This is a genomic window from Bradyrhizobium tropiciagri, from assembly GCF_001189845.1.
Classification (GTDB): domain Bacteria; phylum Pseudomonadota; class Alphaproteobacteria; order Rhizobiales; family Xanthobacteraceae; genus Bradyrhizobium; species Bradyrhizobium tropiciagri.
Genome location: NZ_LFLZ01000023.1, coordinates 13,392 through 26,662 on the forward strand (window position 1 = coordinate 13,392; position 13,271 = coordinate 26,662).

The 13,271-nt window shown below is 65.1% G+C and carries 13 protein-coding genes and 1 pseudogene; 11 read left to right on the forward strand and 3 right to left on the reverse strand.

Going from position 1 to position 13,271, the window contains the following annotated elements; genetic code table 11:
- Positions 1-21 precede the first annotated feature (21 nt).
- From AKN84_RS19395 to AKN84_RS19415, 5 genes are all read left to right on the forward strand, one after another.
- A complete protein-coding gene (locus tag AKN84_RS19395) occupies positions 22-927 on the forward strand; it encodes an AAA family ATPase (protein ID WP_050422267.1) in 906 nt (301 codons plus the stop codon).
- A 187-nt stretch (positions 928-1,114) separates the two neighbouring features.
- A complete protein-coding gene (locus tag AKN84_RS19400) occupies positions 1,115-2,317 on the forward strand; it encodes a vWA domain-containing protein (RefSeq protein ID WP_050422268.1) in 1,203 nt (400 codons plus the stop codon).
- A gap of 29 nt (positions 2,318-2,346) precedes the next feature.
- Complete coding sequence (locus AKN84_RS19405) at positions 2,347-2,670, forward strand: XdhC family protein (protein ID WP_021077800.1); 324 nt, start codon at positions 2,347-2,349, stop codon at positions 2,668-2,670.
- A gap of 2 nt (positions 2,671-2,672) precedes the next feature.
- Positions 2,673-3,374 carry an XdhC family protein gene (locus tag AKN84_RS19410; RefSeq protein WP_050422269.1) on the forward strand — a complete coding sequence of 234 codons (702 nt, stop codon included), beginning with the start codon at positions 2,673-2,675 and terminating at the stop codon, positions 3,372-3,374.
- Entirely contained in the window at positions 3,371-4,975 is a 1,605-nt protein-coding gene (locus AKN84_RS19415) for an NTP transferase domain-containing protein (RefSeq protein ID WP_050422270.1), read from the forward strand. The genes AKN84_RS19410 and AKN84_RS19415 overlap by 4 nt, the downstream gene beginning before the upstream one ends.
- 201 nt (positions 4,976-5,176) lie before the next feature.
- Here AKN84_RS19415 and AKN84_RS19420 read toward each other — a convergent pair whose 3' ends face one another.
- The gene (locus AKN84_RS19420) at positions 5,177-5,812 is read right to left on the reverse strand and encodes a hypothetical protein (RefSeq protein ID WP_050422271.1); all 636 of its coding nucleotides are present in this window, start codon (positions 5,810-5,812) and stop codon (positions 5,177-5,179) included.
- Positions 5,813-6,179: 367 nt separating this feature from the next.
- Between AKN84_RS19420 and AKN84_RS19425 the strand changes: the two genes are divergently transcribed.
- Positions 6,180-6,530: a DUF4189 domain-containing protein gene (locus AKN84_RS19425; protein WP_050422346.1), complete on the forward strand. Its 351-nt coding sequence runs from the start codon at positions 6,180-6,182 to the stop codon at positions 6,528-6,530.
- Positions 6,531-6,552: 22 nt separating this feature from the next.
- Here the strand turns inward: AKN84_RS19425 and AKN84_RS19430 are convergent, their stop codons facing one another.
- A complete protein-coding gene (locus AKN84_RS19430) occupies positions 6,553-7,770 on the reverse strand; it encodes an NAD(P)/FAD-dependent oxidoreductase (protein ID WP_050422272.1) in 1,218 nt (405 codons plus the stop codon).
- Positions 7,771-8,031: 261 nt separating this feature from the next.
- Between AKN84_RS19430 and AKN84_RS19435 the strand changes: the two genes are divergently transcribed.
- Positions 8,032-8,442: a DUF2000 family protein gene (locus AKN84_RS19435; protein WP_050422273.1), complete on the forward strand. Its 411-nt coding sequence runs from the start codon at positions 8,032-8,034 to the stop codon at positions 8,440-8,442.
- Between the two features lie 32 nt (positions 8,443-8,474).
- On the opposite strand, the gene AKN84_RS19440 is transcribed toward AKN84_RS19435, so the two are convergent.
- Positions 8,475-9,311 carry a bestrophin-like domain gene (locus AKN84_RS19440; RefSeq protein WP_244485283.1) on the reverse strand — a complete coding sequence of 279 codons (837 nt, stop codon included), beginning with the start codon at positions 9,309-9,311 and terminating at the stop codon, positions 8,475-8,477.
- Between the two features lie 307 nt (positions 9,312-9,618).
- Here AKN84_RS19440 and AKN84_RS19445 point away from each other — a divergent pair, with 307 nt between their 5' ends.
- The 4 genes and pseudogenes from AKN84_RS19445 to AKN84_RS19460 all read left to right on the forward strand — a co-directional run bounded on the left by AKN84_RS19445 (position 9,619) and on the right by AKN84_RS19460 (position 13,263).
- On the forward strand, positions 9,619-10,344 hold the full coding sequence (locus tag AKN84_RS19445; protein ID WP_128971000.1) for a TetR/AcrR family transcriptional regulator: 726 nt from the start codon (positions 9,619-9,621) through the stop codon (positions 10,342-10,344).
- Positions 10,341-11,126 carry an HlyD family secretion protein gene (locus AKN84_RS19450; protein ID WP_050422274.1) on the forward strand — a complete coding sequence of 262 codons (786 nt, stop codon included), beginning with the start codon at positions 10,341-10,343 and terminating at the stop codon, positions 11,124-11,126. The genes AKN84_RS19445 and AKN84_RS19450 overlap by 4 nt, the downstream gene beginning before the upstream one ends.
- A complete protein-coding gene (locus tag AKN84_RS19455) occupies positions 11,123-12,082 on the forward strand; it encodes an ABC transporter ATP-binding protein (protein ID WP_050422275.1) in 960 nt (319 codons plus the stop codon). The genes AKN84_RS19450 and AKN84_RS19455 overlap by 4 nt, the downstream gene beginning before the upstream one ends.
- 18 nt (positions 12,083-12,100) lie before the next feature.
- Positions 12,101-13,263: pseudogene (locus tag AKN84_RS19460) on the forward strand (ABC transporter permease).
- Positions 13,264-13,271 lie beyond the last annotated feature (8 nt).

Here is a 13,271-nt window from a genome sequence, read left to right on the forward strand (position 1 = left end):
TGTTCGAAGACTGGCTGTTCCATGAGTGCATCGGCGTTACCCACTTCCGTCGATGCGCTCGAGGAGCTGTTGACGTCGCGCGGTTACCTCGCCGAGCGGTCGCTCGCGACCGTGACCTATCTGGCGCTGCGCATGGGCCGGCCGCTGTTTCTCGAAGGCGAGGCCGGCGTCGGCAAGACCGAGATCGCCAAGGTGCTGTCGGCGGCGCTCGGCCGCAAGCTGATCCGCCTGCAATGCTATGAGGGCCTCGACGTCGCCTCCGCCGTCTATGAATGGAGCAGCGCGGCGCAGATGATCGCGATCCGCCTGGCGGAAGCCTCCGGCGATACCGATCGCGACCAGCTCGCCAGCGACATCTTCGCCGAGCGCTTCCTGATCAAGCGGCCGCTGCTGCAGGCGCTCGAGCCCGATGTCGCCGGCCCGCCGGTGCTGCTGATCGACGAGCTCGACCGCGCCGACGAGGCGTTCGAGGCGTATCTGTTGGAAATCCTCAGCGACTTCCAGGTCACCATTCCCGAGCTCGGCACCGTGAAGGCGCCGGCGCCGCCGATCGTGATCATCACCTCGAACCGAACCCGCGAGATCCACGACGCGCTGAAGCGGCGCTGCCTGTATCACTGGGTGGACTATCCCTCGGCCGAGCGCGAGCTCGCGATCGTCAAGTCGCGGGTGCCGAACATCTCCGCAAAACTGTCGCAGCAGGTCGTGCGCTTCGTGCAGGCGCTGCGCAGCCAGGATTTCTACAAGTCGCCTGGTGTCGCCGAGACCATCGACTGGGCCACCGCGCTGTCCGAGCTCGACGCCCGCTCGCTGACGCCGCAGGTGGTCGGCGACACGCTGGGCGCGCTGCTCAAGTACCAGGACGACATCGCGCGCATGCAGGGCGATGCGCTGCAGAAGGCATTGAAGGAAGCGACGAGCGACTAGCCGTCATTCCGGGGCGCGCCATCCGAACTCGGGTTTACCCGAGTTCGGCTGAACTAACTGTCCAAGTCGGCAACAGCCGACTTGGATGGCGCGAGCCCGGAATCCATCGGGCCGCGTTGACGCTGAAGAATGGATTCCGGGCCTACGCCTGGCGGCGTATCCCGGAATGACGGGAGTGGATAGATTTATGCCGATCAACCATCTCAATCCTCCGACCGGCCACATGGCCGACAACGTGATCGGCTTTGCCCGCGCGCTGCGGGCGGCCGGGCTCCCGGTCGGGCCGGGCTCGGTGATCGATGCGCTCGACGCGTTGCAGCTGATCGAGGTCGGCAACCGCTCCGATTTCTACGCCACGCTGGAGGCGATCTTCGTCAAGCGCCATGAGCATGCGCTGATCTTCCGCCAGGCCTTTATGCTGTTCTTCCGCGCCGCAGAGGAGTGGAAGAGCATGCTCGATTCCGTGCCGCTGCCCGACCACGCCAAGAAGAAGCCGCCGCCGGCCTCGCGCCGGGTCCAGGAGGCGATGGCGCAGCCGGCGAAAAGCGAGGAGCGGCCGCAGGCCCAGGAGCAGGAGCTGAAGCTCTCGGTCTCCGACAAGGAGGTGCTGCAGAAGAAGGATTTCGCGCAGATGACCGCGGCCGAGATTGCCGAGGTGACGCGCGAGATCGCCAAGATGCGGCTGCCGCAGGCCGAGCTTGTCACCCGCCGCTACCAGCCGGACGCGCGCGGCTTGCGGCTCGACATGCGCCGCACCGTGCGCAATTCGCTGCGTACGGGCGGCGAGATCATCGACATCCGCAAGCTCGGCCGGATCGAGAAGCCGGCGCCGATCGTGGCGCTGCTCGATATCTCCGGCTCGATGAGCGAGTACACCCGCCTGTTCCTGCACTTCCTGCATGCCATCACCGATGCCCGCAAGCGGGTCTCGGTGTTCCTGTTCGGCACCCGCCTGACCAATGTGACGCGCGCATTACGGGCGCGTGATCCGGACGAGGCGCTGGCGAGCTGCTCGTCCTCGGTCGAGGACTGGGCCGGCGGGACCCGGATCGCGACCTCGCTGCACACCTTCAACCAGCTCTGGGCCCGCCGGGTGCTCGGGCAGGGCGCCATCGTCCTCCTTATATCCGATGGACTAGAACGGGAAGCCGATGCCAAACTGGCCTTCGAGATGGACCGTTTGCATCGCTCCTGCCGCCGCCTGATCTGGCTCAACCCGCTGCTGCGCTACTCGGGCTTCGAAGCCAAGGCGCAGGGCATCAAAATGATGTTGCCCCACGTTGACGAATTTCGCCCGGTGCATAACTTGACGTCCATCAAGGGCTTGATCGGGGCGCTGTCATCCCCGCCGCCGGCGCACCACCGCAGCCTGATCCGTTCCGTAGCCTAAGAAGCCTGACCCGATAGCAGGAGGCCACCATGCTCAACCGCGACGAAGACATCCTTCAGGCCGCCGAGACCTGGCAGAAGCAAGGCCATGGCGTGGCGCTCGCCACCGTGGTCGAGACCTGGGGCTCGGCGCCGCGCCCGGCCGGCTCGAGCCTCGTCATCAATGACGACGGCACGTTTCTCGGCTCGGTCTCCGGCGGCTGCGTCGAGGGCGCCGTCGTCACTGAAGCGCTCGACGTGATCGCGAGCGGCCAGCCGAAGATGCTCGAATTCGGAGTCGCCGACGAGACCGCCTGGAATGTCGGCCTGTCCTGCGGCGGCACCATCCGCGTGTTCGTCGAGAAGGTCGGTTAGCCGTGAAGCTCGAGATATTGAAAGAACTCAACGCCGAGCGTGCCGCGCGCCGCCCTGTCATCATCGTCACCGACACCGCCAATGGCGATCAGCGCCTGGTCAAGGCCGCGGACATCGCGGCCGATCCGCTGCGTGCCGAGCTGTCAAAGCAGCTGCGGATGGGCAAGAGCGGCAACGTCGAGGTCGGGGCTAAGAGGCTGTTCCTCAACGTCTACGCACCGACAGCAAAGCTCGTGATCATCGGCGCGGTGCATATCAGCCAGGCCCTGGCACCCCTGGCGCGCTCGCTCGACTATGACGTCACGGTGGTCGATCCGCGCACCGCGTTTGCGAGCCCGGAGCGTTTCCCCGACGTGCCGCTGGTCGCCGAATGGCCCGACGTCGCGCTGCCGCCGCTCAATGTCGATCACTACACCGCGTTCGTCGCGGTGACACACGATCCCAAGATCGACGATCCCGCGCTGCTGCACGCCTTCGACCGCGAGTGCTTCTATATCGGCGCACTCGGCTCGCGCAAAACCCACGCCAAGCGCGCCGAGCGGCTGCGCGCGCAGGGCGCGAAGGACAGCGACATCGCGCGCATCCACGCGCCGATCGGGCTCGACATCGGCGCGGTGTCGCCGTCGGAGATCGCGGTTGCGATCATGGCCGAGATCACCGCGCAACTGCGTCTACCTCCCAAAGAAAAAGAAGAAGCGGCATGAAGTTCGGTCCCGCCAGTCCGGCCGACGCGATTGGCGGCGTCACCGTGCATACGCTCCGCCAGGGTTCGCTGGTGCTCAAGAAGGGCACCACGATCGGCCCTGAGGAAGTTGAGGCGCTGACCAAGGCCGGCGTCAAGGACGTCGTCGTGGTGCGGCTGGAGAAGGGCGACGTCTCCGAGGATGTCGCGGCCGCCAGCATCGCGCAGGCGGTGGCGGGCGAGGGCGTCAATGTCGAGCGCGCCTTCACCGGCCGCGCCAATCTGTTCGCGGCGCGCCCCGGCGTGCTGGTGGTCGATCGCGCCGCGGTCGACCGCATCAACGGCGTCGACGAGGCCATCACCTTCGCAACGCTCGCTGCCTACAAGCCGGTGGTCGAAGGCGAGATGATCGCGACCGTCAAGCTGATCCCGTTCGGCGTCGAGGGGCGCTTGCGCGACGCCGCCGTCGCGGTGGCCGGCAAGGACACGCTGCGGATCGCGCCTTATGTGATCAAGAAGGTCGGCGTGGTCTCGACCCTGTTGCCGGGCCTTGCGCCGAAAGTGATCGACAAGACGCTGCGCGTCACCGCCGAACGCCTCGCGCCGGCCGGTGCCACCATCATCGCCGAGCGCCGCGTGCCGCATGACGAGACCGTGCTCGCCGCCTCGATCAAGGAATTGCTCTCACTTGGCGCCGAACTCGTCATCGTGTTCGGCGCGTCCGCGATCGCCGACCGGCGTGACGTCATCCCGGCCGCAATCACCGAGATCGGCGGCGCGGTGGAGCATTTCGGCATGCCGGTCGATCCCGGCAATCTGCTGCTGATCGGCAGCGCCGGCGGCGTGCCGGTGCTGGGTGCGCCGGGCTGCGCGCGCTCGCCGGTCGAGAACGGTTTTGACTGGGTGCTGATGCGGCTGCTCGCCGGCATCAAGGTGACGCGGTCGGATCTCACCGGCATGGGCGTCGGCGGTCTTCTCATGGAGATCGTGACACGGCCGCAGCCGCGCACCGTGCCGGACACCGAGGGCAACCGCAACGTCGCGGCGATCGTGCTCGCCGCCGGCCGCTCGACCCGGATGGGCGGTCCGAACAAGCTGCTCGCCGAGCTCGACGGCAAGAAGCTCGCGCGCATCGTCGCCGAGCAGGCGCTGGCCTCGAAGGCGTCGGAGGTGATCGTCGTCACCGGGCATCAAGGCGACCTGGTCGAGCAGGCGCTCGATGGCCTGAAGGTCAGGTTCGTGCGCAACCCGGATTTCGCCGGCGGCATTGCGAGCTCCGTGAAGGCGGGCATCTCGGCTGTTTCCGACAGCGCCGACGGTGCGATCGTCTGCCTCGGAGACATGCCGCTGATCGATGCGCAGCTGATCGATCGGTTGATCGAGACCTTTGCGCCTGACCGTGGCCATCTGATCGCGGTCCCCGTCAGCGAAGGTCGGCGCGGCAATCCTGTGCTGTGGTCGCGGCGCTTCTTCAAGGAATTGATGACGCTCGACGGCGACATCGGCGCCCGTCATCTGATCGCCAAGCATGCCGAGGTGGTCGCCGAGGTCCCGGTCGAAGGCAACAGCGCCTTCCTTGACATCGACACGCCGCAGGCGCTGGAAGCCGCAAGGCGCGGCTAGGATTATCCGCTTCGTCCCGGCGAAGGCCGGGACCCATTACCACAAATGCGGATTGTCTTGCGCGGCTGGGGCCACTGCTTCGCCCATAGCAGCATTCGGTGGTTATGGGTCCCGGCCTTCGCCGGGAGACGAGTGGATAGGGCTGGCCCGTTGGGCCGGTTCGCACAAGCGTAACCCGCCATTACGGGGCGTGACCCTTCTTCACAGACCCCCAGTCATCTTGAAGACCAGTTTCGGCTTCGGCCCCGAAAGGTCGTGAACCAGCGTCGCCATGAAGGCGTCGCTCTCGCAGGTGAAGGCGTTGCTCAGGAGATGCAGTCGACCGGAGATCGTGTAGGCCAACTTGATGCCGCCGCAGGTGTGCTCCACGCTGTTGACTTTGGTGGAGCGGATGTCTTTGAAGAGGTCCTCCAGATTTGACCCCACCAATAGCGGGACATTCTCGCAATCAGCGCAGCCAGTCGGCAATTGCTTTTCGAGCGCCACGGCGTCATTGGGCGGACTGAGAAGCGTCTCGGACAGCAGGACAGTCGGCGATACCCTGAGCAGGCGGGTCATCAGCACTCGGATATCCGGATCCAAATTCAAGGCGTTGGTGCTCTTGATGTACTGACCAATTCGTCCAGTCAGCGCTTCATCCCGGACCTCCTGCAATGGTATCTCATGCACGGCATCTGGCGCGGCAAGCACGGCGATCATGGACGCGTCTTTCGGCGGCAGCGTGGCGACCTGCAGCCGCGTGCTTGTGCCGACGCCGTTCTGGAATTCCTCGTTCTTGTTCGAGAAGCTTCCCTTCGGCAGGCCTGCGCTCTTCCAGCCCTTGGCGATCACCGTCACCTGCTTTCCCTTGGGAATCGTCCCGTAGACACAGACTGAGACGGTCCCTTGTCCGGACATGCATAGGCGTCACGAAACAGGCTGCCTTGTTCGTCGGCGGAGCAGGTGGCTGTCGTCGACAGGATGGCGAATATGACGAAAGACAAGAACTTCATGGCAATCAGGCTTCTCATTCCAAGGTTGTTTTTGCTGAAGCCTACTTGGGCGGCCTCGGTCAGGCCAGCAGGTTCTGAGCCGATTTCAACCTCCTGTTCACCATCAGGAAACGACCCCCGCGTACAGTCCGCGCCGGACTTTGGGGGATTTCCACTTGATCATTTCGACCGCCGCCGCGCAGCGCCGCGCGCTGACGATACTTGTCCTGACGTTGCTGCTCGGGGCTACGCGTTTCTCCGTGGAAAACTTCATCCCCAAGGCCCGCGCGGCCGGTGCGTTCGCGGTCGGCAAGTGCGGCGCCTATGGCCAGGCCTACGACTATCCCGCGGAAGGAGCGGCGCGCGCCGCGGCGCTGAAGCAGTGCAAAGGCGATTGCACCACCGTCACCATGAAGCGCGCCTGTGCCGCGCTCTCGATCGATATGAAGAATCCCTGCGGCGCGCATGGTTATGCGGTCGCGCCAAAGATCTCGAGCTCGCTCAATGCCGCGACCAGGAAGTGCTACGAGTTTGGCGGCAAGGAATGCGTGATCCGCGCCTGGGCCTGCGACGCCAAGGGGTAGGCGGGACGACCCCGAGCCCCGCTCAGACCGCGCCGTAGAAGTGACGATATTGCCAGGCGGCATCGCTCTGCAATTGGGCTTCTGACCACGACTGGGCCTTGAACCGCGTGACCGACATCGGCGATAGATCGACCGGCGGCCGGCCGTCCACGATCCAGGCCGCGAGCGCCTCGCCGACGGCCGGCGAGATCGACAGACCGGCGACGTTGCACCCGCTTGCGAAATAGAAGCCGGTCGCGCCGTCGGCTGGGCCAAGAATGTGATGGCCGTCAGCGGTCATCGTCGGAATGCCGCCGCGAAATTCGCGTACCTTGGCGGTTTGCAGGAACGGGAGCTGATCCTTCACCGCATCGGCGGCTGCATGAAGCACGTCGATGTCGAGCGGCATGTCCTTGACGTCGAAGCCGGGCCCGAGCTTCTCCATATCGAAGAAGCGCGGCGTTTCCTCGTAGACGCCCCAAAGGAAGCCGCCCTGACACGGGCGGGTATACACCGCGGCATCCATGATGCGGATCATCGGCAAGTCGGCACGCGCGCCATCCAAAGGCTCGGTGACGATCAATTGCTGCCGCGTCGGCACCAGCGGCACGCGAATCCCGCTTGCCTCAGCGACCTGCCGCGTCCACGCACCGGCGGCATCGACAACAACAGGACTTTCAACGACGCCGCTCGCCGTGGTCACGCCGATCACGGTGCCGCCGACGATGTTCACGGCGCGTACGTCGGTCTTCGGCAGCAAGATTGCGCCCTGAGCCGCCGCGGCCCTGGCGAAACCGACGGCAACCTGCGCCGGGTCGAAATACCGGTCGTCGCCGATCCGCATCGCCGCGACGACGCCCGTCGGCTGCAAAAACGGATTGAGACGGCTCGCCTCGTCCGGAGGGATCAGTTCGACATCGAGGCCCATACGGCGCCCGCGCTCGAGATCGGTCTCGATCACCTCGGCATCCTGCGGCCGACGCGCAATCTTCAAGCTGCCCGAGTGGACCCAGTCGAGCGGCTGGCCGGTTTCTTCCGTGAATGTTTCGATCTTGCGGCAAGCGTCCTGGATGAGGCCAACCATCAAGTCGCTCGTGCGGGCGCAACTCACCATGCCTGCCGCGCGGGGCGAGGTTTGCGATCCGATCTCATGCTTGTCGACAAGCGCGACGCTGAGACCTCCACGCTTGCTCAGGTAATAGGCTGTGGCCGCGCCCAGTCCGCCCGATCCAATGACAACAACATCGGCCTTGCTGATCATGATGCAATGCCTCGAAATATGTTGATCGTATTCGAATTCTCGAAACCTACTACGCGGCGCAGGAGCTGGCCATTGTTATCCTGCTGGCCCGCGCCTGGACCTGTGGCGCCAAGGGCCAGGGCAGGGGTTAGCTTGTAGCCTGGATGAGCCAGCGGTCTGCCCGGAGGCCTTGCAGGAAACGAACGCCAGCGTCTGACGGGCAGGCGAGGGATGCACGGTCAGAGCTGGTGTTGGCCATCGGCCTGCGGCTAGACTTGCCCCATGCAGTTCGACACCAAGATCGCGGTCGTGATCCGCACCGACCTGGAAGTCTGGCAGAAGCTCAACGTGGCGTCGTTTCTCGCCGGTGGCATCGCAGCTTCCTTTCCCGAATGCATCGGCGAGAACTACGAGGACGGCTCGGAGACCAAATATCTCTCTTTGATCGGCCAGCCGATCCTGATCTATGGCGCCGACCGTGCGCAGTTGTCGCGCGCGCTGGAGCGTGCGCTGGCGCGCGACGTGAAACCTGCGCTCTACACCGAGGACATGTTCAAGACCACGCATGACGCCGCCAACCGCGAAGTGGTGAGGGCGGTCGCGCGCAGCGAGCTCAACCTGGTCGGCCTTGCCTTTCGCGCCGAGCGCAAGGTGGTCGACAAGGTGCTCGATGGGCTGAAGTTTCACACGTAGCGGGCGTGCACGTGAGGTGAGCACGACGGTCACTACCGGCTCACCTCCTTGTCCGGCATGATTTGCAGCAACGGCGTCGGCGCGATCGATATCTGGCCCGTGAACGGCCGATCATGCGCTGCGATCAGCAGCGCCGATGTCGCGACGCCGGTCGCGAACAGTCCCATGGCGATGGCAGATCCCAGCCGATTGTCGCAGTGAATAAGGGCGATTGCCAGCAACTCGCAGACGGCCTGAATGTAAAGGCACCACCACTTGATTGAGTTGACTTCAGACTGGCTGAGGATCAGCCGTTGCCGTCGCGCGTCGAGCGCCGTATCCAGCGCCGTGATGATCTCGCGCTGCGCCGTCTGCTGACCCGGGCTTTGCACAGGCATCGAAATGACCAGCCGCAGCGCCTCGGTGAGGGCGGCAGGTGCCGCCTTGAGCGAAGCCTTCTGGCGCGCCATCAGTGGCCATTCCACAGCGACCGCTTCCTCGACGTGGTCGTGAACGAGGCTGCGCAAGCGCGCCTCCTGTTCCGGCGGCAGGCCGCCGGCGAGAAGGATCACCGCTCGCAGCGCACTGGCTTCGCGGCTCACCGCCGTGGCGGCATGATCGCTGTCACTCCAGACCTGAGCCGCGGTGAAGGCAACGAACAGGCCGAAAATGACGCCGAGCACCGGCAACAAGCCGGCAGAAATCGATTTGAATGACGCCACCCGCGTCTTGGTCGACAGCGCCGCAACGGCCATGAAAACCAGCATCGCGAGAAAATAAGTGAAGCCGAAGACGACCAAGGCCATCCACGGCACTGAAAGGTTGTGTAGCCAGTCGCTCATTGGCGTCTCCCAGCCGATCGCCTGAACCAACTTTTTGCCGCAGCGCATGATCGCGCTGCCTCCCCTGTGGGAGAGCACGAAGTAAGCCTTAACCCGTCGCGCAGGGAAAGCCGGGTTGTTTCCGGTTACACCTGTGGTCCTCGTTTTTTATTGCGCGGGAGCCGTGGGTGCGATCGGCACCCGGCTTTCCGCGCGCTCTCTGATCGAGAGAGGGCGAAGCGAGACCAAACCTCGGGCGGAACGTGCCGCGAGATCGGGGCCGGACGCCCACCCAAGAACAGGAACGTTTCGCGCCGCAGCTGGTTACCCCCTGATCACATTGATAATGACTGACCAGTCAGTCATAATGCAGCCCATGACCAAGCGCATCAAACCATCGACCCGCACCCCGTCTGCCAACCAGCGGACCACGATCCGCACCGCCGCAGCGAGGACCCCGAAGGTGGCTTCGGCGAAGCTGGCCGAGGCGAGGCCGCCTGCGAACCGCGCCGAGAAGTCGGCGGAGCGGCGCGCGGCGATCGTCGAGGCGGCGATGGACGAGTTTATCGCCCGCGGCTTTGCCGCGACGCGGCTCGACGATGTCGCCAAACGGGCGGGCGTCGCCAAGGGCACGCTGTATCTGTACTTCAAGGACAAGGAATCGATGTTCGAGGAGTTGATCCGCACCGCGCTGGTGCCGCTGATCAGCCGCATGACCGCGCTGCCGACCATCACCGGCCCGGTGCGTGACGCGGTGGAGGGGTTTGCCGAGACCTTCATCCGCGAGGTCGTGTCGACCCGGCGCGGCGACATCATCCGTCTGATCGTCTCCGAAGGGCCGCGTTTTCCGGCGATCGCCGATTTCTATTTCCGCGAGGTGGTGTCGAAGGGCCTGACCGGCATGAAGGCGCTGGTCCAGCTCGCGATCACGCGCGGCGAGATCAAGCACCGCGAGCTCGGCGAATTCCCGCAGCTGGTGGTGGCGCCCGCGATCGTCGCGGTGATCTGGCAGAGCCTGTTCGCCCGCCACGCGCCGCTCGACGGGCTCGCGATGTTCAAGATTCATCTCGATCTGATTTTTGGCGAACGGAGGCAGACATGACCGCGTCGCACATGATGAAGCTGATCGCCGCCGTCGCGCTGGCGGCGGCGCTGGCCGGTTGCCAGGAGAAGCGCGATCCGGGCTTCCAGGGCTGGGTCGAGGCCGACATGATCTTCGTCAGCCCCGACGAATCCGGCCGCGTGATCAAGCTCAATGTGCGCGAGGGCGACGAGGTCAAGCCCGGCGATCTGCTCTATTCGGTCGACGACGATCTGCAGCGCGCCGATCTCAACCAGAACAACGCGACGCTGGCGAATGCGCAGCAGAGCTACGACCGCGCGGCCTCGCTGCGCGGCACCGGCGCCGGCACCCAGGCCAATCTCGATTCCGCCGTCTCGGCGCTGCGCGTCGCGGAAGCGCGCGTCAACACCTCGCAGACCCGGCTCGACCGCCGCAAGGGCTTTGCACCGATCGCGGGCTCGATCCAGCAGATCTATTTCCGCGAGGGCGAGATGGTGCAGGCGCAGCGGCCGGTGCTGTCGATCATGCCGCCCGGCAACATGAAGCTGCGCTTCTTCGTGCCTGAGACCGAGCTGCCGAAGCTCGCACTCGGCGACGAGGTGCGAGTGACCTGCGACAATTGCGCGGCCGATCTCACCGCCAAGATCTACTTCATCGCCACGACAGCGGAATACACGCCGCCCGTCATCTACAGCCTCGATGAGCGCAACAAGCTGGTCTACCTGATCCAGGCGCGGCCGAGCCGGCCCGACGTGCTGCGCGTCGGCCAGCCTATCAGCATCTACCTCAATCCCAAGACGCCGGTGGCGGAGCGCAGATGAACGGCGGCCCCACCAGCACGCAGCCCAACGCATCGTCCATCGCGATCGACGTGAAGGGCCTGACCAAATCGTTTGGCGGACGCGAGGTGGTCCATGACCTGTCGATGCAGGTCAAGCGCGGCTCGATCTATGGCTTCCTCGGCCCCAACGGCAGCGGCAAGACCACCACCATCCGCATCCTGTGCGGCCTGCTGACGCCGGATAGCGGCGAGGGCACCTGCCTCGGCTACGACATCCGGCGCGATGCCGACAAGATCAAGCGCAAGGTCGGCTACATGACGCAGCGCTTCAGCCTCTACCAGGATTTGTCGGTGCGCGAGAACCTGGAGTTCGTGGCGCGGCTCTATGGCATGCCGGATGCGCGCGGCGCCGCAGCCGACATGATCGCGCGGATCGGGCTGAAGGGCCGCGAGGAGCAACTCGCCGCCAACCTCTCCGGCGGCTGGAAGCAGCGGCTCGCGCTCGGCGCCTGCACGCTGCCCAATCCACAATTGCTGCTGCTGGACGAGCCGACCGCCGGCGTCGACCCCAAGGCGCGGCGCGATTTCTGGAACGAGATCCACGCGCTCGCTGCCGAAGGCCTCACCGTGCTGGTCTCGACCCATTACATGGACGAGGCCGAGCGCTGTCACGAGATCGCCTATATCGCCTACGGCCATCTCCTGGCTCACGGCACGGTGGACGAGGTGATCGCAGCTTCCGCGCTGTCGACCTGGACAGTGACGGGCGAGGATTTCAACGGCCTGATGGCCGAGCTCACGGATAAGCCCGGCGTCGACATGGTGGCGCCGTTCGGTACCAGCCTGCACGTCTCCGGCCGCGACAAGGCGGCGCTCGAGGCCGCGATCGCGCCCTATCGCGACAATCAGAAGTGGCGCTGGCAGCCGAGCGAGCCATCGCTCGAGGATGTTTTCATCGATCTGATGGGGCGCTCCAAGGACAATTTCCAAGGATAATCGTCGAGGATAAGTGCCATGAGTGCGACGGACACGATCCGGAATGGCGAAGAGAGGGAGCCGGCATTCGGCTTCTGGCGCCGCAGCTACGCGATGCTGGTCAAGGAGTTCATCCAGCTTCGCCGCGACCGCGTCTCGTTTGCCATGATCATCATGCTGCCGGTGTTGCAACTCACGCTGTTCGGCTACGCCATCAACACCACGCCGCGCAATCTGCCGACCGCGGTGCTGACCCAGGAGGACACCGATCTCGGGCGTCGATCCTGAAGGCGATGGAGAACACCTCCTATTTCCATTTCGCCCGCGAGGTCCATACCGTTGCGGAGTTCGACGAGCTCCTGCAATCCGGCAAGGTGTTGTTCGGCGTCGAGATCCCGCGCGGCTTCGAGCGGGCGGTGCGGCGCGGCGACAGGCCCGCGCTGCTGGTCGCGGCCGATGCCACCGACCCTGTGGCGTCCGGCACCGCGCTCGCGACGCTCGGGCCGCTGGTGCAGACCGCGCTGGCGCATGACCTGCACATCGGCGATCCCCCGGACATGCCGTTCGAGATCCGCGCCCATGCGCGCTACAACCCGGCCGCCGAATCGCGCCTCAACATCGTGCCCGGCCTGGTCGGGACGATCTTGACCATGACCATGCTGATCTTCACCGCGCTGTCGGTGACGCGCGAGATCGAGCGCGGCACCATGGAGAGCCTGCTGTCGATGCCGATCAAGCCGATCGAGGTGATGTTCGGCAAGATCATCCCCTATGTGCTGGTCGGCTTCATCCAGGCGGCGCTGATCATCGGCATCGGCGTGTTCGTGTTCGGTGTGCCAGTGCTCGGCAGCTTCGCGCTGCTGGCGCTGCTCACCACGCTGTTCATCACCACCAATCTGTCGATCGGCTACACGTTCTCGACCATCGTGCAGAACCAGCTGCAGGCGATGCAGCTCTCGATGATGTTCTTCCTGCCGAGCATCCTCTTGTCCGGTTTCATGTTTCCGTTCGCGGGCATGCCGGTCTGGGCACAATATATCGGCGAGGGGCTGCCGCTGACCCATTTCGTGCGCATCGTCCGCGCCATCATGCTGAAGGGCGCGGCGATGGCGAACCTGCAATACGACACCATCGCGCTGGTCGCCTTGATGCTGTTCGCCATGACCGTCGCCGTGACGCGCTTCCGCCGCACGCTCGATTGAGGCTAGTA

Bases quoted from the DNA above. Each gene is read 5' to 3' on its own strand.
- AKN84_RS19400 (WP_050422268.1), top strand. From the start codon at position 1,115: ATGCCGATCAACCATCTCAATCCTCCGACCGGCCACATGGCCGACAAC.
- AKN84_RS19445 (WP_128971000.1), top strand. From the start codon at position 9,619: ATGACCAAGCGCATCAAACCATCGACCCGCACCCCGTCTGCCAACCAG.
- AKN84_RS19455 (WP_050422275.1), top strand. From the start codon at position 11,123: ATGAACGGCGGCCCCACCAGCACGCAGCCCAACGCATCGTCCATCGCG.
- AKN84_RS19395 (WP_050422267.1), top strand. From the start codon at position 22: ATGAGTGCATCGGCGTTACCCACTTCCGTCGATGCGCTCGAGGAGCTG.
- AKN84_RS19415 (WP_050422270.1), top strand. From the start codon at position 3,371: ATGAAGTTCGGTCCCGCCAGTCCGGCCGACGCGATTGGCGGCGTCACC.
- AKN84_RS19440 (WP_244485283.1), bottom strand. From the start codon at position 9,311: ATGCGCTGCGGCAAAAAGTTGGTTCAGGCGATCGGCTGGGAGACGCCA.
- AKN84_RS19405 (WP_021077800.1), top strand. From the start codon at position 2,347: ATGCTCAACCGCGACGAAGACATCCTTCAGGCCGCCGAGACCTGGCAG.
- AKN84_RS19435 (WP_050422273.1), top strand. From the start codon at position 8,032: ATGCAGTTCGACACCAAGATCGCGGTCGTGATCCGCACCGACCTGGAA.
- AKN84_RS19450 (WP_050422274.1), top strand. From the start codon at position 10,341: ATGACCGCGTCGCACATGATGAAGCTGATCGCCGCCGTCGCGCTGGCG.
- AKN84_RS19430 (WP_050422272.1), bottom strand. From the start codon at position 7,770: ATGATCAGCAAGGCCGATGTTGTTGTCATTGGATCGGGCGGACTGGGC.